The sequence below is a fragment of the Saccharopolyspora gloriosae genome (genome assembly GCF_014203325.1).
GTDB lineage: Bacteria > Actinomycetota > Actinomycetes > Mycobacteriales > Pseudonocardiaceae > Saccharopolyspora_C > Saccharopolyspora_C gloriosae.
In genome coordinates this window covers 3,898,427-3,921,433 of record NZ_JACHIV010000001.1, presented here as the reverse complement: position 1 = coordinate 3,921,433, position 23,007 = coordinate 3,898,427, and the positions used below count along the sequence as shown (strand labels likewise).

Here is a 23,007-nt window from a genome sequence, read left to right as displayed (position 1 = left end):
CTTCTCGGTTGCGCTCGTTGGCGCAGCGGCGAACGCGGCGGTAGATCTCGTCGTGCTCCCGTCTTCCGGATGCGGCGCACCTCTGGCCGCGCATGCGAGGTTCACATGCGGTTCCCCGTTCGATCCCGTCGGTGGCGGCGGACGCTCGGCCTGCTGCCGTTGCCGCTGATCGCCGCCTGCGCGGTGGGATTCGGCCTCGTGGCGCCGGAACCCGCGACCGGCGTCCCGGCGCGGTGGGGAGCCGGTTGGCTGGACGCCACGGCCACGTTGATCCCGTCGCCGCCGATGGATCAGATGATCGCGCCGATGCCGATGGACCACAGCCCCGAGGTCCAGATCGTGCTGCAACTGCGCAACACGACCGGCGCGCCGGTGCGAGTGCCCTTCGAGGACGTCGAGCTGCGGATCGACGGCGCGGACGGACCGGCCGCCGCCGTCGCGGGCGTCGGCGGGCCGCGGTGGATCCGGCCGGGCGGCACCGTCGAGGAGCGGCTGCGGTTCCGCGCCCGGGACGGCGCCGAGCACGTCCGGCTGACCGTTCCGGACGGCGACGGCGAGATCACCGTCGGCCTGCCGGTCCGGCCGATGGAGCAGGAGCCGGAGCGAGATCCTGCGCCGCCGGGGCACGGCCACGGCGGTCATTAGGGGCGTGGCGGCATGCGCAGCGATCCATCCGACAGCTCGCCTGGAGAAAGCGGGGGAGGCCTCGTGCGAACGACGATGCAGCGCCGGTACCGGTCGTCGGTGCTGGCCCGGAGCACTGCGGCGGCGGTGCTCGTCGCGGGCGTCGCGCTGGCGGAACCGCGCGGCGTCGGGTGGATCGACGTCGGCGGGTTTCCGGCGCCGGCGCAGGCGGTGGGGTTCGGGCTGTTCGCGTTCGCGTTCGCCATGACGGCCGTGGTGCTGGCGCTGGCCGGTGTCGACGTCGCGGTGGGCTCCGCCGCACCGGCGACGCGATGGGTGCAGCGGTCCTGCGCCGCCGCGCTCGCGATGTGCGCGTCGCTGGCGGTCGTGGCCCCGGCGAGGACGGCGCTGTCCGGGGTGTTCCTCGGGAGGCCGGAGTCGCTGCCGGACGCGGGCGGGATCGTGCACGAGGTGGCGGTGGTGGCGCCGGTGCTGGTGGTGGCGGCGGCCGTGGTGTGCCTGCCGACGACGGTGATCGTGGCCCTCGGGGCGTGGTGTCGTGAGCGGTCGTGGCGGCGGGCTTCGGTTGCCGGGGTGCTGGCGGTGCTCGTGGTGGTGCCGCTGTGCGCGGTACCGGCTACCGGTGATCCCGGCCCGCCGCCTCCCGCCGCACCGCCGTCGTCGGGGGTGTGCCCGGCCGGAGCGCGCCAGATCACCTACGACCTGTCCGCCTTCCAGCTGGACATCCCGCTCAACGGCTGGGGAGACCACCTGCCGGACGGGTTGGTGTACGCGCTGAAGAACGACGACGCCCGTGTCGGCAAGCGCGATCTGGAACGGAATCCGCAGCTGTCGCAGCCGTTGACGATCCGGGCGAACGTCGGGGACTGCGTGCGGATCGAACTGCGCAACGACATCCGCGACCGCCGGGTGGGCATCCACCCCGACGGCCTGGTGCAGTTCGACCCGCGGGACTCCGACGGTGCGATGGTCGGCGGGAACCCGGACACCTCGCTCGGCCACCGGGAGCAGGGCACGTTCACCTGGTACGCCGACCACGAGGGGCAGGCGCCGGTCGTGGACATCGCGAACCTCGACAGCGCGGCCGAAGGCTCCACCAGCACTCAGCGCGGCTTGTTCGGCGGCGTGATCGTGCACCCGCGCGGTTCGACGTGGCACGACCCGATCACCGGAGCGGACCTGCTCGACCGCCGCACCGGCCGGGCGGTGCAGTCCGAGCTGTTCGCCGACGTCCACGTTCCGGGCGGCGAGGACCACCGCTCCTTCGCCATCATGATCATGGACGAGGTCGAAGGGGTCCGGGACCGCGACGGCGAGCAGCCCACCTTCCCGACCACGGGCCTGGCGGACGCCACGTTCGGGATCAACTACCGCAGCGAGCCGCTGCGCAACCGGCTGCGGGCCATCCTGGAGCATCGCGGCACGCCCACCCCGGAGAACCCGTCGGGCACGGCGAAGACCATCACGTTGCCCAACGGGCGCACCTTCACCCCGCAGGACCACTTCTGCGACGGGTACGTGGTGGAGCTCGACCGGGTCGTCGAAGATCCCGGTGCGAAGTGCCAGAGCGAGGAATCGCACCTGCAGTCCTGGGTCTTCGGCGACGAGGGCAAGCTGACGCGACCGGGCGGACCCGGCGCGGAGCCGGTCGTGGACACCGACGCGATGATCTCCAAGGCGTACGTGGGCGACCCGGTGCGGTTCGCGCTCATCCATCCCGGCGTCCGCGAGACCCACCCCTGGCACCAGCACACCCAGCGCTGGTTCGCCGACCCGGACAACCCGACGTCACCGCGCAAGGACGTCCAGGCGATCGGGCCGGGCGAGGCGTTCGAGCTGCGCCTGGAAGGCGGCGCGGGCGGAGTGCAGGGCACCGTCGGCGATTCGGTCTTCCACTGCCACTTCTACCCGCACTTCGCGCAGGGCTTCTGGGGGCACCTGCGGATCTTCGACCGGTTGCGCGACGGCGCCGCGGCCAACCCGGACGGCACGCCGCTGCAAGCGCTGCGGGAACTTCCCGACCGGGCCGGTGCGACACCCGCGCCGGACGCCCGGCACCCCGGTTTTCCGCTGTTCGTCGAAGGACAATTCGGCCAGCGCGCGTACAAACCGCCGCACACCGTCATCGAGGACGACTTCGCGGAGCTGCGGCGCCCCGGCGACACGGTCCGCGGGCCGACTCCGATGGAAGCGGCGAACATGCCGGCGCTGGACCCGGCCAAACCCGGCGCCGGATTCGTCGACCCGTGCCCGCCGGAACGCCCCGAGCGCACCTACCGGCCGCACGCCATCGACCTGCCGCTGCTCTACAACGAAGCGGGGTGGAAGGACCGCCAAGGACGGCTCTACGTCGAGGAGAGCCACCTCGACGCGGTCACCTCCGGGCGGGAGAGACCGGAGCCGTACACGATCCGAGCACGCCAAGGCGACTGCATGCGGATCCTGCTCACCAACGACCTGCACCTGGACGAGGATCCGGACGAACCGATCGACCACGTCAACCGCTTCGACGGCGACTACATGCTGCCGGAGGAGACCTCGGAGGTCTCCGCGCACGTGCACCTGGTGCAGTTCGACGAGCTCGCCTCGGACGGCACGTCCGTCGGGTTCAACTACGCGCAGACCGCGATGCTCGGGCAGACGGCCGCGTTCCGGTGGTACGTGGACGAACCGCTGAGATCGGTGTTCTTCCACGACCACCAGTACCCCAGCCTGCACCAGCAGAAGGGGCTGTACGCGTCGATGAACGTGGAACCGCCGGACGCGGTCTGGCGCGACACCCGCACCGGCGAACCCACCGACGGCGTCGGCACCGAAGCGATCATCGAATCCGACCTGGGCATGGACTTCCGCGAATTCACCCTCTACTACGCCGACCGCGTCCCGCTGTGGCGGAACTTCGGCGCGGGGCCACCGGTGCAGCCGCCGGGCGTTCCGGGTGACTTCGGCGAAGACCAGGGCGGTTACGCGGTGAACTACCGCAACGAGCCGTTCCAGATCCGCACGCGGCCGGGCCTACCGGGGCCTCGCGGTGATCCTGCGTACGTGTACTCCTCGACGGTGCACGGAGATCCGGCCACTCCGGTGCTGCGCGCCTACACCGGTGAGCCCGTGCTGATCCGCAACATCGCCGCGGCGCACGAGGAGATGCACGACTTCACCTTGCACGGGCACAAATGGCTCAACGAACCGGACAACCCGAACAGCGAGCTTACCGACCAGCAGGCCCTCGGGCTCGCCGAGTACTTCAACTACGAGATCATCGGGTCGAACGTCGTCCACCGGGGAATGGAGGGCGAGCAGCTCAAGGACGAAGCCGAAGTGACACCGGGCAATGGCGGGCCGGCGATCGTGAACAGGGGCGCCGGTGGACCGGGCGACTTCCTGTACGGCTCGACCGCGCTCGACGACCAGTGGCTGGGGCTGTGGGGGATCTTCCGCACCACCGACCGGCCGCAGCCGGATCTGGCTCCGCTGCCCGACCACGGCCTCCCGGGACAGGCGCCCGCGCGGGAGCCCGCCGCCGACCGGTCGCGGCCCCACGCGCCACGGCGCGCGGAACCGATGAACACCTGCCCGAGCACGGCACCGGTGCGCAGGTTGGGCGTCGACGCGGTCGAGCACCCGCTCCGGTTCAACCCGGACGACGGGGACCACGATCCGTTCGGGCTGGCCTACGTCAGGTCGCAGGACGCGGCGGCGGTGCGCGCCGGACTCCGGCCACCGGAACCGCTGGTCCTGCGGGCGCGCGCAGGTGAGTGCATCGAGATCACGCTGACCAACGGGCTGCGCCCAGGCGGCCAGCCGCCGCACGGGAACCACGTGCCGCTGCCCGCGGACGCCCCGTTCCCGCGCGGTGACCGGGTGTCGCTGCACGGCGGGATGGTCGACTACGACGTGCGGACCTCCGACGGATCGACCGTCGGGTTCAACGCGGACCAGACGGTGCGGCCCGGTGAGTCGATCACGACCTACTGGTTCGCCGCTCCCGAGATCGAGGGCTCCACGATCACGCTGTCCGACTTCGGGGACCGCCGGGGCAACGCGCACCACAGCCTGTTCGGGACGCTGATCATCGAGCCGCCAGGGTCGATCTGGACGGACCCGGTGACCGGCCGCCCGGCCACCGGCACGGCCGCCGATGTCCGCTGGGTCGAGGACGGCGCTGCGCGGGCCACCCGCGAGTTCGTCGCGATCTGGCAGGACGGGGTGCGGCTGTTCGACCGCGACGGCGAGCCGAACCCGGAGGCCGTGTCGGGCGAGGACGTCGACCTGGATCCCTACGAGCGGGGCAACCGCGGCATCAACTACCGCAACGAGCGCTTCGCCCCGCGGCTGCGGGACGATCCGGAACAGGCGCACATGTTCAGCTCGCGGGTGCACGGCGACCCGGCGACACCGGTGTTCCGCGCGCACCAGGGTGATCCGGTGACGGTGCGGTTCGTGCACGGTGCCGATCGCGGGCGGGTGCACACGATGCTGGTGTCGGGGCACATGTGGCGCTACCAGCGCGCCGACGCGAACGCGGCGATCCGGTCCGCCGTCGGCGGAATGCTGCCGGAGACCGAGGCGACCGTCGAGCTCATCGGCGGCGCCGGCGGACCCGGCGGGCGGACCGGGGACTTCCTCATCCGGGACGGGTTGACCATCAACCAGGTCAACGCCGGGTTGTGGGGGCTGCTGCGGGTGGAACCGCGCCACCGGCCCGGTTTGCTGCCGCTGAACGGGCGAGCGGGTCCCGCACCGGAACCGGTGCACCCGGCGGTGCTGCCCGCCGCCGCGATCGTCGAGGGCCGCGGAGCACCCCGCCGTCGGAGGCGGCGGCGGACCCGGGGCTGAGCGGGAACGGCCGCGAGCTCAGGCGGGGTTCTTGGCCTCGTCGCCGGGCAGGAGGCGATCCTCGAACACCTGCGGCTCGGCGTCGGCCGACCAGTGCCTGCGGTAGTTCGCCAGCGCGTTGCCCAGCCGGTCCCGCGCGGCCCGCGCCACCGAGTCGTCCGCTCCGATGCCCACGTGTGCGCACACGGCGACCGACGAGGCGTCCAGCCGGGGGCGTGCGTTCTTCACCGTCTCCACACCCCCAGTGTGCAGTCCCGGCAGAACCGGCCTCGACCGGGGCGTCCGCCGCGAGATGCCGGTCACCGCCGCGCGCGGTTCGCCTGCTCCGCCCACTCCCGCAACTGCGCGTGGGTGATGGCCACACCGGGGAACCTGGCCAGCCGCGAAGCGGGGAACGACCGCATCATCCGCACGTGCTGCGGGTCGGCGGCCAGCTCGCCCATCGGGCCCGCCGCCAGCGCCTCGCCCAGCAGGCGGCTCGCCACCGGGTCGTCCAGCCAGGCGCCCAGCTCGGATTCCGGCGCGAGCGGGCTGCGGATCGGCTCACCCGCGAGCTCCACCACGGCCGACAGCCGCGTGCTGCGGGACGACGACGCGGCCCGCAGCTCGAACTCGCCGCCCTCCACGACCCAGCGGCCGAGCGGCCCGTGCCAGTAGGCGAACGCGCGCTGATCCAGCTCCAGCGCCACGCGGGTGCTGCCACCGGGCTCCAGCGCGACCTTCGCGAACGCCTTGAGCTCCTGCTCCGGCCGGGACACCGAGCACTCCGGGTCGGCGACGTAGAGCTGCACGACCTCCTGGCCCGCGCGGGAACCGGTGTTGGTGACGGTGAGCGAGACGCCGACCTTCGGCCGCGGCCCGTCCTCCAGCACCGACACGTCCAGGTCGGTGTAGTCGAACGTCGTGTAGGACAGGCCTTCCCCGAACGCGTGGCTCACGGGCAGTTCGTGCGCGTCGTACCAGCGGTAGCCGATGAGCAGTCCCTCGCCGTAGCGGACCGCGCCGTGCTCCCCGGCGAACCCGCCGGCGGCCGGGGCGTGCGCGCCGCGCACCGGGATGGTCTCGGCGAGCCGTCCGGACGGGTTCGCGGCGCCGGTGAGCAGGTCGGCGAGCGCGCCGCCGCCCGCCTGGCCGGGCAGCCAGCCCTGCAGGATCGCCGTCGCGTGCCGCTGCCACTCGTCGACGGTGACCACCGAACCGCCCGCGAGCACCACGACGACGTGCTCGTTGACGGCCGCCACCTCCCGCAGCAGGTCGAGCTGGTTCGCGGGCAGCGACAGGTGATCCCGGTCGTAGCCCTCGGATTCCGCGGACGGGGGCAGGCCCAGGAACAGCACGGCGACGTCGGATTCGGCGGCCCGGCGCACCGCTTCGGCGGCCAGGCCCGGATCGGGGGCGTCGGCCTCCACCTCGTAGCCGGGGGCGAAGCGCAGCTCGGCGAATCCGGCGGTCTCCAGCGCGCTCAGCGCGTCGTCCAGCCGCGTCGGGCGCACCTGGGAACTGCCCGCGCCCTGGTAGCGCGGCGTGCGGGCGAGTTCGCCGAGCACGGCCACCGTCGTCGACTCCGGCCGCAGCGGGAGGACGCCGGAATCGTTCTTGAGCAGCACCGCGCTCTCGATCGCGGCCCGCTTGGCGAGCGCGTGGTGCTCGTCGGGGTCGAAACCGGCCGCGCCCGGTGCGGAGGTGGCGCGCTCGACCAGGCGCAGCACCCGTCCAGCGGCGACGTCGATGTCCTGCCCCCGCAGCGTTCCCGCCCGGTGGGCCGCGACGATCACCTCGGCTCCCGCGCCACCGGAGGAGGGCATCTCCAGGTCCAGCCCGGCCGCCAGGCTCTCGTCGCGCGCGTTGACCGCGCCCCAGTCGGACACGACGAGCCCGTCGAACCCCCACTCGTCGCGCAGCAGCTCGGTGAGCAGCCAGCGGTTCTCCGAGGCGTACACCCCGTTGATCCGGTTGTAGGAGCACATCACCGTCCACGGCCGGGCTTCGCGGACGACGTGCTCGAACGCGGGCAGGTAGATCTCCCGCAGCGTCCGCTCGTCGACCTCGGCGGAGATCGTGAGCCGCTCGGTCTCCTGGTTGTTCACCGCGAAGTGCTTCACCGAGGTGCCCACGCCCTGCGACTGCACGCCCCGCACCAGCGCCGCCGCCAGGTGCCCGGCCAGCAGCGGATCCTCCGCGAAGTACTCGAAGTTCCGCCCGCACAGCGGGGTCCGCTTCATGTTCACGCCCGGCCCCAGCAGCACCGCGACGTCCTCGGCCCGGCACTCGGCGCCGAGCGCGCGGCCGACCTCGTCGAGCAGGTCGGTGTTCCACGAGCTCGCCAGGCCCGACGCGGTGGGGAAGCAGGTGGCGGGCACGCTGTCGGCGAGCCCCAGGTGATCACCGCCGGCGCGCTGCTTGCGCAGGCCGTGCGGGCCGTCGGTGAGCATGATCGACGGGACGCCGTGCTCGCGCAGCGGTTCGGTCGTCCAGAAGTCCGCGCCGTCTAGCAGCGCCGCCTTCTGCTCGATCGTCAACGAGCGCAGCAGCGCGGGAACGTCCCAGGTCCCGTCCGCTGCGGTCTCCGGCGTTGTCGCCATGACGGCTCCCCTCCGACGGTCCGATACCGATGAGATCGTCCCATCGAGGACGTGGAGATCAGCCCCCGCCCGCCGGGCCGGAGCCGCCGTTCGCGGCGAAAGCCCAGGTCCGCCAACGAGAACGACCTCACTGCCTGTCCCTGATCTTGGTTTTCCAGGTGAGCGGCCAGCTGCTCGAGCCAAGATCAAAGACAGCCCGTCAAGGTGCCTGTTCGGGAACGGGCTTGAGCTCGCCGCGCTCGTCGGCGACGCAGGCCGCCCGCTGGTCGTCACCGGCGAGGAAATCGCCCAGGCATCCCGCGAGGGCCGCGTGACCGGCGGGGTTGGCGTGGAAGGACTCCTGCATCGCGTGCGGCGCGCGGTAGTCGTCCTGCAGGCTCTCCCAGTCGACGGTGAGGCGGGTGAACCACTCGGCGTCGTTGCGAGGCACCGGCACCTGGCCCGCGGGCGTGCCGTCGGTGGGCGCCCCCGTGCAGGCCTCGTGCCCGTGGCCCGCGCGGGAGAGGTCCAGGAAGCGCGCCCCGGTCTCGTCCGCCGCCGCGCGCAGTCCCTCGGACAGCTGCGGCACCCCGGTGTCGCGGATCCACCGCAGGTCACCCGGCTGGAACGGGCACCCGGAGAGGTTGTTCAGCCGCGGGTCGAGGTCCGGGCCGACGGGGGAGGCGTAGGACTGCACCACCAGCGAGTAGGCGCCCGGGGTGTAGCCCGCCTCGTCCATCACGGACCGGACGTCGCGCAGCGCGGAGACGACCTTGGGGCGCATCGCCGCCACCCGCTGCGGCCACTCGTCGCGCATCGGCTCGGCGCAGCCGCCGGGGGCGCGGGTGGCCCACGCCTCCACGCAGCGGTTGACCAGGTCGGTGAAACCGGGGTCGTCGTTGGCGCCGACCTGCACGACGATGTCGGTGATCCGGAACCGCTGCGTGAGCTCCGCGAGCCGCGCCGCCTGGGAACCTTCGGCGTGCTCGGGGCTCTCGTCGGAGCCGACCAGCTTCGCCTGCGCCCCGGAGCAGGCGAGGTTGATGGGCGTCACCTGCGGCGGCAGCGCCAGCTGGTGCACCGGGGCGGCCGGTGAGCGGTGGCACCAGTCGCCGTTCTCACCGTTCGTGCCCGCTTCATAACGCCCGCCGCCCTCGCCGGACAGCGTGCTGTCGCCGAGCGTGACCACCGCCGGGGGCAGCCGTTGCGGCTGCTGCGGCAGGCTCGGCAGGTACTGATCACTGACCAGGATCGCGAGCGCCAGGACGCCGCAGACCGCCAGCAGTGCGAGGAATCTCGATTTGTGCGCCCGCATCGCCGATCAGTCTATGAGCAGCCGAACTCGATCATGGGCGGTGTCCGGAGTGGTGCCGGTAACACCGCGTGAATCGATCGTCCGGTTCGGGAGCAAATCGGGCATCCCGTGCGTTGAGCGAGTGAGACGGAATGCCTCCGGAGGTTCGCTTTGCCCATTCTCCTGCTGCTCCTGGCCATCGGCGTCGTGGAGATCAGCGTGCTCGTGCTGGTCGGCAGCGCCATCGGCGTGCTGCCCACGATCGGCCTGCTGATCGCGGGCGCCGCCCTCGGCAGCTGGATGCTGCGCAGGGAGGGGCGCCGCGCCTTCGAAGCGTTCAACGAGGCCGCCCGGCTGCGCAGGCCACCGGAGCGGGAGGTCGCCGACGGCGTGCTGATCGTCGCGGGCGGGCTGCTCGTCGTGCTCCCCGGTTTCGTCAGCGACGTGCTCGGGCTGCTGTGCCTGCTGCCGCCGACCAGGGCGTTCCTGCGCCGCCGCCTGCAGCGCGCCGCGGAACGCCGCGCCGAGCAGATGCAGGAGCGGATGCGCGCGGGCGCCGGCGCCGGCTGGGTCGGCGGCATGCCCGGCGCCCGGTTCCCCGGCGCGGGACGGCCCGGCGCGGGCTACCGCGACGACGGCGACGTCATCGACGGCGAGGTCGTGTCGGTCAGTGAGGACGACATCCCGAAGCAGCACCCGTCGCTGGACGCATCGACGCAGGCAGAGCGCCCGGACGGCGGCTCGGCGCGGTGAACCGCACGGCGTGACGTCGATCCCGCGAGCACTGCGGGTAAGCTTCGGCGAACGATCGTGGCCGGAGTCGGGAGCGGCGCTCCAGACGCCGGCCACGGTGGCGCACGGGCGAAGTCCGGACGGCGCGGACCTCGATCGACCCCAGCCGCGGTGATCCGCGTAAGGTGATCGACCCGGCTCCTGACCGAGCGGGTGGGGTCGTTCGGGTGGGAGAGTGCCGCCCTGATCGGCCGGACCAGGTCGGCGACGCGGAACCGGCGGTCCCGCGTCGACCGAGGCGGTCGGCGCGGCCCGGAGTGGAGGGGTCCGCCGATGGGCGGGGACCAGGTGAAACAGGTCGCCACGCCTTGCGTCGCCAGCAAGCCGAAGCCGGGGGAGATCCCCAGGACAGGGAACACAGGACATGTCCGAGACCACGTTGCTGCTCGGCGGCCGGATTCATTCGCCCGCCGATGCCGACGCCACCGCGATGGCCGTCATCGACGGCACCATCGCCTGGGTCGGTTCTGACAGGGTCGGCCGTGCACTGCATCCCGAGGCAGAGATCGTCGACCTCGGCGGGGCGTTCGTCGCGCCCGCGTTCGTCGACGCGCACGTGCACGCCACCTCGTCCGGGTTGTTGATCAACGGCCTGGATCTGACCGGCTGCGCTTCGCTCACCGAGTTCCTGCACGCGCTGCGCGATCACGTGGAGGAACACCCCGGTGCGCTCGTGTGGGGGCACGGCTGGGACGAGACGTGGTGGCCGGAGCGCCGCCCGCCGTCCCGCGCGGAGATCGACACCGCCTGCGGTGGCGCGCCCGTTTACCTGTCGCGGATCGACGTGCACTCGGCCCTGGTGTCGAGCGCGCTGATCGACCGCGCGCCGCTGGCCAAGGACACCGAGGGCTGGAGCCCGGACGGCCCCCTCACCCGCGTCTCGCACCACCACGCGCGCAGCGCGGCCAGGGAATCCCTGAGCCTGCAGCAGCGCCGCGAGGCCCAGCTGGCGTTCCTGCGCCACGCCGCGTCGCAAGGCGTGGCCAGCGTGCACGAGTGCGCAGGCCCGGACATCTCCGGTGCCGACGACCTGCGGGACCTGATGGAGCTCTCCGCTCGCGGCGACGTGCCGGAGGTCATCGGCTACTGGGGTGAGCTGGGCGCGCTGCAGACCGCGCGCGAACTCGGGGTGCGCGGCCTCGGCGGCGACCTGTTCATCGACGGCGCGGTGGGGTCGCGCACGGCCGCGCTGGGCGAGCCCTACACCGACGATCCGACGACGTCGGGCGTGCTCTACCTGGACGCCGAAGCGGTGGCCGAGCACCTGATCGACTGCACCCGGCAGGGCTTGCAGGCCGGTTTCCACGTGATCGGCGACGCCGGGGTGGCCGAAGCCTGCGAGGGTTTCCGCCGGGCGGCGAAGGTGCTGGGCGTTCCCGCGCTGGCGAGCATGCGGCACCGCCTGGAGCACCTGGAGATGGTCGACGCGGAGCAGGCCGCCGAGCTCGGTTCCTTCGGTGTCGTCGCTTCGGTGCAGCCGTCGTTCGACGCCGCCTGGGGCGGCTCGTCGGACATGTACGCGCGCCGGTTGGGCGTGCAGCGCGGCACCCGGCTGAACCCGTTCTCGGCGCTGGCGGCGAACGGGATCGTGCTGGCCTTCGGCTCGGACGCACCGGTGACCCCGGTGGACCCGTGGGCGTCGGTGCGGGCCGCGGTGCACCACCGCACGGACGGTTTCGGGATCTCCCCGCGAGCCGCGTTCACCGCGCACACCCGTGGTGGCTGGCGCGCCGCCGGTTTCGACGACGGCGTGACGGGTGCGCTGGTGCCGGGCGCCCCGGCGACCTACGCGGTGTGGGAAACGGGCGATCTGGTCGTGACCGCACCGGATTCGCGGGTGCAGCGCTGGTCGACGGATCCGCGCGCGGGCGTGCCGCCGCTGCCGGACCTGAGCCCCGGAGCTCCGCTGCCGCGCTGCCAGCGCACGGTCCTGCGCGGCAAGGCGCTCTACATCCGCGACCCCGACGAAGAGGACTGATCCGCCGCACCCGGCCTGCTCTGCGGGCCGGGCGGCGGAACCTCGGCGGTTCGTCCCGGTGGCTCACCCACGCGGAAAGGTGTTGTCCTCGCGAGGAAATCGCTGAGGACCCGCCGGTGGCCCGTGGTCGCTGCTGACGGGGCGACGACCGAAAACGCACCTGGAATGACGAGCTCAAGCAGCGGTAGTCAGCGCTCTTCCCGCTGCGGGAGCGATTTCTCTTGTGCGCCGGGGTGAATGTCGTCGGAAGCCAGCCGCTGAGAACGCGCGGGCGGTCCGGTTGCTCAAGGCCGCTCGCCGCTCTCGCGCGAAGGTCGTTCGAGAATCCGCGGCGATGACGGTTGCCCGGTGGCCCCTGCCCAGCGATTTCCCGGCTGACGCGCCTCGGTCATCGCAGGAGCGCACCCAGGCGGTGTGCGGCGTCGAGGACGATGCGGCCGAGTTCGCGTTCGTCGTCGACTTCGAACAGCGACAGCCCGAGGCTGGTGGGGCGTTCGGTTCCCGGTACCAGCGCGGAGATCCCGGTGATCGACGGCGCGATCTCCCCGTAGGACACGGCGAATCCGCGTTCGCGGGTGCTGCGCACCTCGTCGCGTTCGTGCTCGCGGGCGGGTGCGGCGGCCAGCAGCGCGAGGCCCGCGGAGCCGCGGTCGATCGGGTCGACCTGGCCGGGCCGGAACGACACGTGCATCCGGGCGCGGCGCGGCTCGACGATCATGAGCATCCGGACCTGCTGCTCGTCCTCCTGCACCACCAGGTGCGCGGTCGCCTGGGTGCGTTCGGTGAGCTCTTCCAGCACGGGCCGGGCGAGCGTGCGCAGGTCCTGCTCGACGGGCTCGCTCAGGTGCACGAGGCCGGTGCCGAGCGAGATGCGCTTGACGTCGTCGCGGCGGCACAGCCGGTGCGCTTCGAGGGTGCGGACCAGCCGGTGCGCGACGGTGCGGTGCACGGCGACGCGTTCGGCGATCTCGTTGAGGGTGAGCCCGCGCGGGTGTTCGGCGAGCACTTCGAGGATGCGCAGCCCGTTGTGCAGGGTCTTCGACATTCCCGAGTCGAGTTCGACGCCGCTGGGCGCGGTCGGTTCCGCGCTGGTCTCGGACATGCTGCACCTCTCGTACGGCTCTTGACGGGGTGGGTGAGCCCGCTTACAGTCCAGTGGAATCGCACGCCGAGTGCGATAATAGCACGTCTGCTTCGGGTGATCGACCCGACCCGGACGTCCGAGCTCAGGAAGGTGCTCCGTGCCGGTGGGAGACGTCAGCGACGAGGTGCTCGGGCACGTCCACCGCCTCTACGGCGCGCAGAGCCACCGCATCGACGGCGGGCGCGCGCAGGAATGGGCGGCGACGTTCACCCCGGACGGCGAGTTCTGGTCGCCGAGCTACCCCGAGCCCGCCGTCGGCACCGCCGCGCTGGTCGCCTTCGCCGAGCGCTTCGCCGCCGCCGATGAGCAGGCGGGCACCAGGACGCGGCACGTGATCACGAACCTCGACGTCGCATCGGCGGACGGCGCCGGTCTCGTCGTGCGCGGCTACCTCCAGATCGTCGTCACCGAAGCGGGCGGTGCGTCGCGGCTGGCGCGGATGACGACCTTCATCGACGACCTGGTGCGCCTCGACGGGCGGTGGCGAATTCGCCGCCGCGTGGTGCGCCGCGACGACGAACCGCGCTGATCCCCTGACACCGCAAGGAGAAACCATGAGCACTGCGACCGGCCCCGGCGGGGCGCTGCACCGGCCGATCGGCGCCGTCTACCCGGAACTGCCCGGCAAGGTGGCCGTCGTGACGGGCGCCGCCCGCGGAATGGGAGCGGTGTTCGCGCGCGGCCTCGCGGCGCGCGGCGTGCACGTGGTCGGCGGTGACATCGACGCCGCCGGGATGGCGGCCGAAGCCGAGCGGATCAACGCGGCCGTCGCAGACGAATCCTATGTGGATGTTCCGGGGCGCGTTGTCGGACAGGAGGTGGACGTGACGCTCGCCGAGCAGCACGAGCACCTCGCCGCGACGGCGCTCGCGGAGTTCGGCGGGCTCGACTTCTGGGTCAACAACGCGGGAATCTTCCCGTTCGCGCTCGCCGAGGAGATCACCCCGGACCAGTTCGGCGGCACCCTCAAGGTCAACGTCGAAGGCGTCCTCTACGGCGCGCAGGCCGCCGCGCGCCACCTCGCGCCCGGCGGCGCGATCGTGAACATGTCCTCGGTGTCGGCGACCAGGGTGCGTCGCGGCCGGGGCGCCTACTGCAGCTCGAAGGCGGCGGTGGCGCACCTGACCGAATCGCTCGCGGTGGAGCTCGGCGACAAGGGCATCCGGGTCAACTCCATCGCCCCCGGCTACATCGACACCGACATGACCCGCTGGGTCAAGGAGGACCCGGTGGCGCTCAAGCACGCGGTCGACACCGTGCCGCTGCACCGGATCGGCTCCCCGGAGGAGGTGTTCGGCGCGCTGCTGTTCCTGCTGTCCGACAGCGCCCGCTACGTGACCGGGCACAGCATCGCCGTCGACGGCGGGTCCCGGCATGTCTGAGGCGACCGAGCCCGTGCGCTACCCGGACGTCGTGCTGATCACCGGCGCCGCGGCCGGGATGGGCGCCGCGCACGCGCGGGCGCTGGCGCGGCGCGGCGTGCACGTGTGCCTGGCCGACGTCGTCGACGCGGCACCGGTGGCGGCCGAGATCGCCGCGGTGGGCGGGTCCGCCTCCGCGCACGACCTCGACGTCACCGACCCCGCGGCGTGGGAGCGCGTGGTGGACGAGATCCGCGCGGATCGCGGCGCGCTGGGCGGACTGGTGAACAACGCGGGCATCTCGCGGCGGCTGGAGTTCTCCGAGACCACGACCGAGATCTGGGACCTGGTGCTGCGGGTGAACCTGCACGGGCCGTTCCACGGGATGAAGGCCGCGTCCGGGCTGATGCGGGACTCCGGCGGCGGTTCGATCGTGAACATCTCGTCGATCTCCGGGCAGATCGGCTACTTCTCACCCGCCTACTCGGCGAGCAAGTGGGGACTGACGGGGCTGTCGAAGTCGGCGGCGGGCAACTTCGCCGAGTGGGGCATCCGGGTCAACTCGGTGCACCCGGGGCTGGTGGACACCGGATTGCTGGCCGGGTCGGACGCGTTCGTGGAATCCGCGGTGGCCAGCATCCCCGCCGGGCGCACCGGCACGCCGGAGGAGGTCACCGACGCGGTCCTGTTCCTGCTCTCCGACCGCTCGGCGTACATGACCGGCAGCGAGGTGACCGTGGACGGCGGGCTCGTGTCCAACGGCCTGTACCACCGCATCCTCGCCGACACCGGAGGTGAGCTCTGATGACCGAGCACTACGACGTGATCGTCGTGGGCGGCGGCGGAGCGGGGCTGGCCGCGGCCGTCTCGGCCGCCGAACGGGGCGCCTCGGTGCTGCTGTTCGAATCGGAGCGCGAACTCGGCGGCTCCACGCGGCTGTCGGCGGGCATGTTCACCGCCGCGGGCACCAGCGTGCAGGCGGCGCTGGACGTGCGGGACTCGCCGGAGGCGTTCTTCCAGCACTACATGGACCTCAACCAGTGGCTGCTGCGACCCGGCCTGATCCGCGCGTTCTGCGCGCACGCCGGGGCGGCGCTGGAATGGCTGATCGAGCTCGGCGTGGAGATTCCCGCGCAGGTATCCGGGAACGCGCACCAGCCGGGGCTGTGCCAGGCCGGGGTGGAGGACGTGTGGCGCGGGCACGTGCCGAAGGACCAGGGCTACGGCGTGGTGCTGGCGCTGGACGCGGCTCGTCGCGCGCACCGCGTGGAGACCGTGCTCGCCACCCGCGTGCAACGGTTGCTGACCGACGGCGATCGGGTCACCGGTGTCGTCGCCGACGACGTGGCGGTGTCGGCCGACGCCGTGGTCGTCGCCTCCGGCGGTTTCGCCCGCGATCCGGAGCTGGTGGCGCGGTACTACCCGGCCGCGAATCGGGCGGGCGAGGCGCTGTTCGTCGTCGCCGCCGAGGGCAGCAGGGGCGATCACCTGCGGTTCGGCGAGCAGGTCCGCGCCGGGCTCGCCGGGGACGGCTGGGGGCTGATGCTGCCCACCGCGTACTTCCAGCGCAAGCACCACTGGCAGTCCGGTTTCCCGCCTAAGTCCCGCATCCACGTCAACGCGCACGGCCGCCGCTTCATGGACGAGGACGCCTCCTACGCGGTGTCCACCGGCATCATCGAGGCCCAGCCCGGCCCGGTGTGGGCGGTCTTCGACGACCGGGCCCGCCGCGCGCTGCCCGCCGGGTACGCCGACTGGGACGCAGCGAAGGTCCACGACGAAGCCGAAGCGGGCCGCACCGCGCGAGCCGGGAGCCTGCCCGCGCTGGCGGAGCTGATCGGGGTGCCCCCGGCGGCGCTGAGCGCGGCGGTGCGGCGCTGGAACGAGCAGCTCCCGCACGGCACCGACGAGGACTTCCGGCGCCACGAGACCTTGCGCAACAAGGGATCCGCCGCGCCCCCCGAACCGATCTCGGAACCGCCGTTCTACGCGGTGCGCACCCTGCCCGCGGAACTCGTCTGCACGCACGCCGGGCTGGAGATCAACGGCTCGGCGGCCGTGCTGGACCAGGACGGGGCGGTCGTGCCCGGCCTGTTCGCCGCCGGTGAGGCCGGCGCGGGCGTGCTCGGCGCCCGCTACGTCGGCGGCGGCAACGCCGTGGCGAACGCCGTGACCATGGGCCGCATCGCGGGCCGGACGGCGGCGATCCGCGCCGACCGCGCCTGAACACCGTCCCTGGGCGACTCGTCCAGGGCGAGGACTCACCTGCTCAACGTCGAGGAGAACGTCATGCCAGCACCCGCCGAGGTAGAAGGCGGTGACATCGGCAGGAGAACGGTCCGGAAGGTCTCCACCCGGATCTTGCCGATCGTGGGCCTGCTCTACGTGTTCAACTACATGGACCGGGCCAACATCAGCTACGCCCAGCTGGGCATGCAGCACGAGCTCGCGATCACGACCGCCACCTTCGGCGTCGCCGCGTCGATCTTCTTCCTGGTGTACGTGCTGTTCGAGATCCCCAGCAACATGATCATGAAGAAGATCGGCGCCCGGGTCTGGCTGGCGCGCATCGCGATCAGCTGGGGCCTGGTCACCGTGCTCACCGGCTTCGTGCAGAACGTGCCGCAGCTCTACGGCGCGCGCATCCTGCTCGGCATCGCCGAAGCCGGGCTGTTCCCCGGCCTGCTGCTGTACATGACGCTGTGGTTCCGCACGCGGGAACGGGGCAGGGCCATCGCGGCGCTCGCGCTCGCGCAGCCCGTGGCGATGGTGCTGGGCAGCCTCACCGGCGGCGTGATCCTCGACCACGTGCAGTGGTTCGGGCTCAGCGGCTGGCGCTGGGTGTTCATCCTCCAAGGCGCCCCGGCGCTGCTGCTGGGCGCGCTCACCCTGCTGTACCTGCCCAACGTGCCCAGCCAGGCCCGGTTCCTGAGCAAGCAGGAGAGCGAATGGCTGGAACGGGAGATCCGCTCCGAATACCACTCGGAGGAACCCGAGACCTTCCTCGGTCAGCTGCGAATCCTGAAGAACCGCAAGGTGCTGTACCTGGCGGTGGCGAACCTGTTCGCGGCCTGCGGGCTCTACGGCTTCACGTTCTTCCTGCCGCAGATCATCAGCCAGCTCGACCCGTCCTACTCGGCCACCAACATCGGCGTGCTCGGCGCGATCCCGTTCCTGGTCGGCGCCGTCGGCATGCTGCTGGTGGCGCGCAACTCCGACCGCACCGGGGAGCGGCGCGGGCACGTGGTGGCGCTGATGGTGCTGGCCGCGGCGGGCCTCGCGGGCACCATCGCCTTCCGCGAGCAGCCGGTGCCCGCGCTGGTGTGCCTGTCGCTGGTGGCGATCGGGGTGCTCGGCTACATGGCGCCGTACTGGGCGATGGCCGCGCGGGTGCTCTCCCGCGAGCACACCGCCGTCGGCCTCGCGGCGATCAACTCGATCGCGGCGCTGGGCGGGTTCCTCGGGCCGTACGTGATCGGCGTCAACGCGGGCGAGGGCGACGTGTCGGTAGGCCTGTACTTCCCGATCGGGTGCTTGATCGTGTGCGCGGTGATGCTGCTGGCGGTGCGGGTACCCAGGGACGACGGTGCTGAGCGGAAGCGGTCCGAGGGCTCGGCCTCCGCGGTCGGGTGAGCCTCAGGCGTTCAGCGGTGGTGGGCTCGCGGCTCGTTCTGTGCAATGACCGCGCAGCGTGGACGAAGGATCGAGGAGGGGAAGTCATGGCGTACTACCGCCAGGTCGGTGCGGTGCCGCCGAAGCGGCACACCCAGCACCGGGACGACCAGGGCCGGCTGTACTACGAGGAGTTGATGGGGGAGGAGGGCTTCTCCTCGGACTCCTCGCTGCTCTACCACCGCAACCTCCCGTCGGCGATCGTGGACTCGGGGGTGTGGGAGCTGCCGGAGCAGGCGACGACGCCGAACCACCCGCTCACGCCGCGCCACCTGAAGCTGCACGACCTGTTCACGGCCGAGGCGGCCGGTTCCACCGACGTCGTCACCGGCCGCAGGCTGGTGCTGGGCAACGCGGACGTGCGGATCTCCTACGTGGTGGCGAGCAAGGATTCCCCGTTGTACCGCAACGGGATCGGCGACGAGATCGTCTACGTCGAGTCCGGTGCGGCGACCGTGGAGACGGTGTTCGGCGCGCTGGAGGCGAAGACCGGGGACTACGTGCTGCTGCCGCGGGCGACGACGCACCGCTGGCTGCCGCACGACGGCGAACCGCTGCGGGCCTACGCCATCGAGGGCAACGGGCACATCGTGCCGCCGAAGCGCTACCTGTCCCGCTTCGGGCAGCTGCTGGAGAACGCGCCGTACTGCGAACGCGACCTGCACGGGCCCGGTGAGCCGCTGCTGCGGGAGGGCACCGACGTGGAGGTGCTGCTCAAGCACCGCGGCTCCACCGGCATCGTGGGCACCAGCCTGGTCTACCCGCAGCACCCGTTCGACGTCGTCGGCTGGGACGGCTGCCTGTACCCGTACACGTTCAGCGTGCACGACTTCGAGCCGATCACCGGCCGGGTGCACCAGCCGCCGCCGGTGCACCAGGCGTTCGAGGGCGAGAACTTCGTGATCTGCAACTTCGTCCCGCGCAAGGTCGACTACCACCCGCTGTCGATCCCGGTGCCGTACTACCACTCCAACGTCGACAGCGACGAGATCATGTTCTACTGCGGCGGGAACTACGAGGCGCGCAAGGGGTCCGGCATCGGGCAGGGCTCGGTCTCGGTGCATCCCGGCGGGCATTCGCACGGTCCGCAGCCGGGCGCCTACGAGCGCAGCATCGGCGTGGAGTTCTTCGACGAGCTGGCCGTCATGGTCGATACGTTCCGGCCGCTGGAGCTCGGCGAAGGCGGCACCGCCTGCGACGACGGGAAGTACGCGTGGACCTGGGCGGGCGGGAAGCGATCATGACGGTGCCCGCCCTGGTGCGGGGGCTGCTCGACGACGCGGCGGTGTTCCCGCCCGGCCTGCTGCCGCTGCCGCAGGCCGCGCGGGCGCACGCCCGGCACCGCGCCGCGGCCCGCGCGGAGATCGTCGGGCCGCTGGTGGTGCCCGCCTCCGCACTGGCGACGCCGCAGGACCTGGAACCGGTGGGCGACGCGCCGCTGTCGGTGACCGTGCCGGAAGGCCCGGCGGGCGTGCCCGGCGTGCTCGACGCGGTCTCCGGGCGGTTCTCCTTGCGCGCGCTGGAGATTCCGGCCCCGGAGGGCATGGCGGTGGACGTCCTGCGCGCCGAGCTGGAACGGGTGCGGGCGACCACCGGCGCCGAGGTGTTCGTCGAGGTCCCGCGGGACGGCCGGCGCCCCGGCGTGCTCGCGTCGCTGGCGCCGCTGGGCTGCCGGGCGAAGTTCCGCACCGGCGGCGTCCGCGCCGAGCTCTACCCGCCGGTGCCCGAGCTCGCCGCGGCGATCGAGGCGGTGGTGCGCGCCGGAATCCCCTTCAAGGCCACCGCGGGCCTGCACCACGCCGTCCGCAACACCGACCCGGAGACCGGGTTCGACCAACACGGGTTCCTGAACATCCTGCTCGCCGTGGACTCGGCGCTGCGCGGCGGGACCGCCGCCGACCTGGAGCGGGTGCTGGCGGACCGGGACGCGGCGGGCATCGCCGCGCGGATCACCGGCCTGGGCGAGCCGCGGGTGCGCGCCGCGCGCGAGCGGTTCGCCTCCTTCGGCACCTGCAGCATCACCGACCCGCTCGTCGAGCTCGCCGAGCTCGGCCTCACCCCCGACGACCTGGCGCACCCACGAGGAGCCACCGCGTGATCATCGACGTTCCCGCCGATTCCCCCTACGGCACCGAGAACCTGCCCTACGGCGTGTTCAGCACGCCCGGAGCGCCGCCGCGGGTCGGGGTCCGGCTCGCGGACCAGGTCATCGACCTGGCTGAGGCGCTGCACGACGACGTCTTCGCGGCCCCGTCGCTGAACCCGTTCCTGCGCCGCGGCGCGCGGGAGTGGCGGGAGGCCCGCGACCGGCTCACCGAGCTGGTGTCCGGCGACGTGCCCGACGCCGCCGTGCACCCGGTGGAGCAGGTGACGATGCACCTGCCGTTCGAGGTCGCCGACTACGTCGACTTCTACGCCTCCGAGCACCACGCGACGAACCTGGGCAGGTTGTTCCGGCCCGATTCGGAACCGCTGATGCCGAACTGGAAGCACCTGCCCGTCGCCTACCACGGCCGCGCGGGCACCGTCATCTCCTCCGGCACGCCGATCGTGCGGCCCAGCGGTCAGCGCAAGGCACCGGACGAGTCCGCTCCCGGTTTCGGGCCGAGCAGGCGGCTGGACATCGAGGCGGAGCTCGGTTTCGTCGTCGGCACCGGTTCCGACCTGGGTGTTCCGGTGCCGGTGGAGGAGTTCGCCTCGCACGTCTTCGGGGCCGTGCTCGTCAACGACTGGTCCGCGCGCGACCTGCAGGCCTGGGAGTACGTGCCGCTGGGGCCGTTCCTCGGCAAGAGCTTCGCCACCTCGATCTCGCCGTGGGTGGTTCCGCTGCTCGCCTTGGAAGGGGCCAGGGTGCCCACGCCGCGCCAGGACCCGGAGCCGCTGCCGTACCTGCGCGAGCCCGAACCGTGGGGCCTGGACGTCGAGTTCAGCGTGCGGTGGAACGGACAGGAGGTCAGCCGCCCGCCGTACCGCGAGATGTACTGGTCCCCGGCGCAGATGCTCGCGCACCTGACCGTCAACGGCGCCACCTGCCGCACCGGGGACCTGTTCGCCTCCGGCACCGTCTCCGGGCCGGCGCGGGACCAGCGCGGCGCGTTCATCGAACTCACCTGGGGCGGCGCGGAACCGGTGCTGGTCAACGGTGCCGAGCGGACGTTCCTGGAGGACGGCGACGAGATCACCCTCACCGCTTCGGCGCCCACCGCTTCGGGCGCTCGCCTCGGTTTCGGTGAGCTCACCAATCTGATCCTGCCCGCCCGGACCTGATCCACCGCCTACGTGGCCCGTTCCGCCCGGCCGGGGTTCGGCGGGACGGGCCTAGCAGGTGAGCACGGCGGTGTCCGGTGCCTGCCGGACGCGCGGCGCCAACGCCGGGTGGTCCGCGGCGAGCGCCGCATCGAGATCGGCCCGCGACGAGCCGAGCAGCTCGGCCACGAGCACCAGGTCCTCGCGTTCCGGCTCGTCGAGCACACCTCCGGCGGTGGCCGCCGCGGCCAGCGCGCGCAAGTAGTCGGCGTGCAGCGCCGAGACCTGCTCCTGCTCCAGGCCGCAGTGCTCGGCGGCCTGCGACAGCGCGTCCTGCCCGTCGATCGACAGGTTCCGGTCGACCAGCGTCGCGTCGAGCGCGGTCAGGTACTCGTCGGCCTGCGGCGGTTCGGGCACGCTCGGGAGCACTTCGACGATCCGGGCCAGGAAGTGGTCCGGCACCGCGTCGGGGTGCCGTCGCGGCGCCGGCGCCGCGACGGGTCCGTCGAGCACCGGCCACGGCCAGGACCGCGCGGTCCGCTCCGCCCACGTCCAGCGCGGATCGTCGGGCGACAGCTGCAGGTAGTAGCGCAGCAGCCCGGCGGCGGCCCGCGCTTCGTGCAGCGCGGAGCGCGCTTCGGCCGGCGGTACGCCCGCGGCCTCGCAACACGCGGTGAGGCTGCGCCCGGCCGCGTACAGGAAGCTGTTGGACAGCTTCATCGTGCACAGGCCGGCGGCGGGCACGTGCAGCGCGCCGTAGCCGATGCGCTCGTACTCGGCGGCGAGGAACCGGGCGTCGGAGCTCAGGTTGTGCGCCACCAGCACCCGGCCGGTCAGCAGGCGGGTGAGTTCGGGGGCGATCGCGGCGAACGCGGGGGCCGACCGCGCGTCGGCGGTGGTGATCCCGTGCAGGTGCTGCGCGCCGAGGTCGCGCCCGGGGTCGACGAGCGTGCGCCACTCGTCCTGGACCGCACCGGCCGGATCGAGCAGCACGACGCCGATCTCCGCGACGCGATGGCCCGCGCTCGGCAGCAGGCCCGTCGTCTCGACGTCGATCACCGCATAACCCCAGGACATGACAGGTCCCCTCGCTGTCCGCCGCGACGAACAGCCCCGAGGTGGCGCTGTTCGCTGTCGCTCATCAGCTTTTCGAGATCGCTGATCTCGGCGTTACACCTCGCGCCGCAGGTGGGGCGCGGGGTGCCGGGGCGAGGGGCGTGCTGAGCTGCGGAGATCGCGTGGGTGGTTCATCGCGGAAAGTCCGGTTCGATGTGGTCTCCGTCGCGGTGGCCGCTCGGCCGGGGCTCGCCGGATCGCCGAACCCCGGCCTCCGGTCAGCCCTGGCGGCCCTTCCAGCGGGGGTTGCGCTTGTTGACCACGTAGAGCTTGCCGCGCCTGCGCACGACCTGGGAGCCGTCCTTCTCCTTGAGCGACTTGAGCGATGCCCGAACCTTCATCCGTCCTCCCGTTCTCGC

Annotated in this window: 18 protein-coding genes; 12 read left to right on the top strand and 6 right to left on the bottom strand. The window is 72.5% G+C overall.

The window, feature by feature from the left end; translation table 11 throughout:
* The first annotated feature begins 105 nt into the window (after positions 1–105).
* Positions 106–645, top strand: a complete 540-nt coding sequence (locus BJ969_RS17270; protein WP_184479933.1) for a hypothetical protein — start codon at positions 106–108, stop codon at positions 643–645.
* 63 nt (positions 646–708) lie between these two features.
* Positions 709–5,484: a copper oxidase gene (locus BJ969_RS17265; protein WP_184479932.1), complete on the top strand. Its 4,776-nt coding sequence runs from the start codon at positions 709–711 to the stop codon at positions 5,482–5,484.
* Between the two features lie 18 nt (positions 5,485–5,502).
* On the opposite strand, the gene BJ969_RS17260 is transcribed toward BJ969_RS17265, so the two are convergent.
* From BJ969_RS17260 to BJ969_RS17250, 3 genes are all read right to left on the bottom strand, one after another.
* Complete coding sequence (locus tag BJ969_RS17260; protein ID WP_184479931.1) at positions 5,503–5,721, bottom strand: hypothetical protein; 219 nt, start codon at positions 5,719–5,721, stop codon at positions 5,503–5,505.
* A gap of 62 nt (positions 5,722–5,783) precedes the next feature.
* Positions 5,784–8,066 (bottom strand): glycoside hydrolase family 3 C-terminal domain-containing protein, encoded by a 2,283-nt coding sequence (locus tag BJ969_RS17255; RefSeq protein WP_184479930.1) that lies wholly within the window; start codon positions 8,064–8,066, stop codon positions 5,784–5,786.
* A 199-nt stretch (positions 8,067–8,265) separates the two neighbouring features.
* On the bottom strand, positions 8,266–9,360 hold the full coding sequence (locus BJ969_RS17250) for a GDSL-type esterase/lipase family protein (RefSeq protein ID WP_184479929.1): 1,095 nt from the start codon (positions 9,358–9,360) through the stop codon (positions 8,266–8,268).
* A gap of 150 nt (positions 9,361–9,510) precedes the next feature.
* Between BJ969_RS17250 and BJ969_RS17245 the strand changes: the two genes are divergently transcribed.
* Both BJ969_RS17245 and BJ969_RS17240 read left to right on the top strand, forming a co-directional pair.
* Positions 9,511–10,092: an FxsA family protein gene (locus tag BJ969_RS17245; RefSeq protein WP_184479928.1), complete on the top strand. Its 582-nt coding sequence runs from the start codon at positions 9,511–9,513 to the stop codon at positions 10,090–10,092.
* A 403-nt stretch (positions 10,093–10,495) separates the two neighbouring features.
* Positions 10,496–12,109 carry an amidohydrolase gene (locus BJ969_RS17240; protein ID WP_184479927.1) on the top strand — a complete coding sequence of 538 codons (1,614 nt, stop codon included), beginning with the start codon at positions 10,496–10,498 and terminating at the stop codon, positions 12,107–12,109.
* Between the two features lie 388 nt (positions 12,110–12,497).
* On the opposite strand, the gene BJ969_RS17235 is transcribed toward BJ969_RS17240, so the two are convergent.
* Positions 12,498–13,211 carry an IclR family transcriptional regulator gene (locus BJ969_RS17235; protein ID WP_246456908.1) on the bottom strand — a complete coding sequence of 238 codons (714 nt, stop codon included), beginning with the start codon at positions 13,209–13,211 and terminating at the stop codon, positions 12,498–12,500.
* A gap of 145 nt (positions 13,212–13,356) precedes the next feature.
* On the opposite strand from BJ969_RS17235, the gene BJ969_RS17230 reads away from it, so the two are divergent.
* The 8 genes from BJ969_RS17230 (at position 13,357) to fahA (ending at position 21,553) form a co-directional block, all read left to right on the top strand.
* Complete coding sequence (locus BJ969_RS17230) at positions 13,357–13,782, top strand: nuclear transport factor 2 family protein (RefSeq protein WP_343071455.1); 426 nt, start codon at positions 13,357–13,359, stop codon at positions 13,780–13,782.
* 25 nt (positions 13,783–13,807) lie between these two features.
* Positions 13,808–14,635, top strand: a complete 828-nt coding sequence (locus BJ969_RS17225) for an SDR family NAD(P)-dependent oxidoreductase (RefSeq protein WP_184479925.1) — start codon at positions 13,808–13,810, stop codon at positions 14,633–14,635.
* Positions 14,628–15,419, top strand: a complete 792-nt coding sequence (locus tag BJ969_RS17220; RefSeq protein ID WP_184479924.1) for an SDR family NAD(P)-dependent oxidoreductase — start codon at positions 14,628–14,630, stop codon at positions 15,417–15,419. Before BJ969_RS17225 ends, BJ969_RS17220 begins: the two co-directional genes overlap by 8 nt.
* Positions 15,419–16,840, top strand: coding sequence for an FAD-dependent oxidoreductase (locus tag BJ969_RS17215; protein WP_184479923.1), 1,422 nt, complete (start codon positions 15,419–15,421; stop codon positions 16,838–16,840). The genes BJ969_RS17220 and BJ969_RS17215 overlap by 1 nt, the downstream gene beginning before the upstream one ends.
* Positions 16,841–16,903: 63 nt before the next feature.
* Positions 16,904–18,247, top strand: a complete 1,344-nt coding sequence (locus tag BJ969_RS17210) for an MFS transporter (protein ID WP_184479922.1) — start codon at positions 16,904–16,906, stop codon at positions 18,245–18,247.
* 86 nt (positions 18,248–18,333) lie between these two features.
* A complete protein-coding gene (locus BJ969_RS17205) occupies positions 18,334–19,530 on the top strand; it encodes a homogentisate 1,2-dioxygenase (protein WP_184479921.1) in 1,197 nt (398 codons plus the stop codon).
* Positions 19,527–20,384, top strand: coding sequence for a hypothetical protein (locus tag BJ969_RS17200; RefSeq protein WP_184479920.1), 858 nt, complete (start codon positions 19,527–19,529; stop codon positions 20,382–20,384). The genes BJ969_RS17205 and BJ969_RS17200 overlap by 4 nt, the downstream gene beginning before the upstream one ends.
* The gene (gene fahA / locus BJ969_RS17195) at positions 20,381–21,553 is read left to right on the top strand and encodes a fumarylacetoacetase (protein ID WP_184479919.1); all 1,173 of its coding nucleotides are present in this window, start codon (positions 20,381–20,383) and stop codon (positions 21,551–21,553) included. The genes BJ969_RS17200 and fahA overlap by 4 nt, the downstream gene beginning before the upstream one ends.
* Before the next feature lie 51 nt (positions 21,554–21,604).
* Here fahA and BJ969_RS17190 read toward each other — a convergent pair whose 3' ends face one another.
* Positions 21,605–22,609, bottom strand: a complete 1,005-nt coding sequence (locus BJ969_RS17190) for a 3'-5' exonuclease (RefSeq protein WP_184479918.1) — start codon at positions 22,607–22,609, stop codon at positions 21,605–21,607.
* Between the two features lie 257 nt (positions 22,610–22,866).
* Positions 22,867–22,989 carry a type B 50S ribosomal protein L36 gene (gene ykgO, locus BJ969_RS17185; protein ID WP_184479917.1) on the bottom strand — a complete coding sequence of 41 codons (123 nt, stop codon included), beginning with the start codon at positions 22,987–22,989 and terminating at the stop codon, positions 22,867–22,869.
* Positions 22,990–23,007: the final 18 nt, after the last annotated feature.

Coding starts and splice junctions, on each gene's coding strand:
- ykgO (WP_184479917.1), bottom strand. CDS start 22,989: ATGAAGGTTCGGGCATCGCTCAAGTCGCTCAAGGAGAAGGACGGCTCC.
- BJ969_RS17235 (WP_246456908.1), bottom strand. CDS start 13,211: ATGTCCGAGACCAGCGCGGAACCGACCGCGCCCAGCGGCGTCGAACTC.
- BJ969_RS17255 (WP_184479930.1), bottom strand. CDS start 8,066: ATGGCGACAACGCCGGAGACCGCAGCGGACGGGACCTGGGACGTTCCC.
- BJ969_RS17250 (WP_184479929.1), bottom strand. CDS start 9,360: ATGCGGGCGCACAAATCGAGATTCCTCGCACTGCTGGCGGTCTGCGGC.
- BJ969_RS17220 (WP_184479924.1), top strand. CDS start 14,628: ATGTCTGAGGCGACCGAGCCCGTGCGCTACCCGGACGTCGTGCTGATC.
- BJ969_RS17190 (WP_184479918.1), bottom strand. CDS start 22,609: ATGTCCTGGGGTTATGCGGTGATCGACGTCGAGACGACGGGCCTGCTG.
- BJ969_RS17200 (WP_184479920.1), top strand. CDS start 19,527: ATGACGGTGCCCGCCCTGGTGCGGGGGCTGCTCGACGACGCGGCGGTG.
- BJ969_RS17240 (WP_184479927.1), top strand. CDS start 10,496: ATGTCCGAGACCACGTTGCTGCTCGGCGGCCGGATTCATTCGCCCGCC.
- BJ969_RS17270 (WP_184479933.1), top strand. CDS start 106: ATGCGGTTCCCCGTTCGATCCCGTCGGTGGCGGCGGACGCTCGGCCTG.
- BJ969_RS17225 (WP_184479925.1), top strand. CDS start 13,808: ATGAGCACTGCGACCGGCCCCGGCGGGGCGCTGCACCGGCCGATCGGC.
- BJ969_RS17205 (WP_184479921.1), top strand. CDS start 18,334: ATGGCGTACTACCGCCAGGTCGGTGCGGTGCCGCCGAAGCGGCACACC.
- BJ969_RS17215 (WP_184479923.1), top strand. CDS start 15,419: ATGACCGAGCACTACGACGTGATCGTCGTGGGCGGCGGCGGAGCGGGG.
- BJ969_RS17210 (WP_184479922.1), top strand. CDS start 16,904: ATGCCAGCACCCGCCGAGGTAGAAGGCGGTGACATCGGCAGGAGAACG.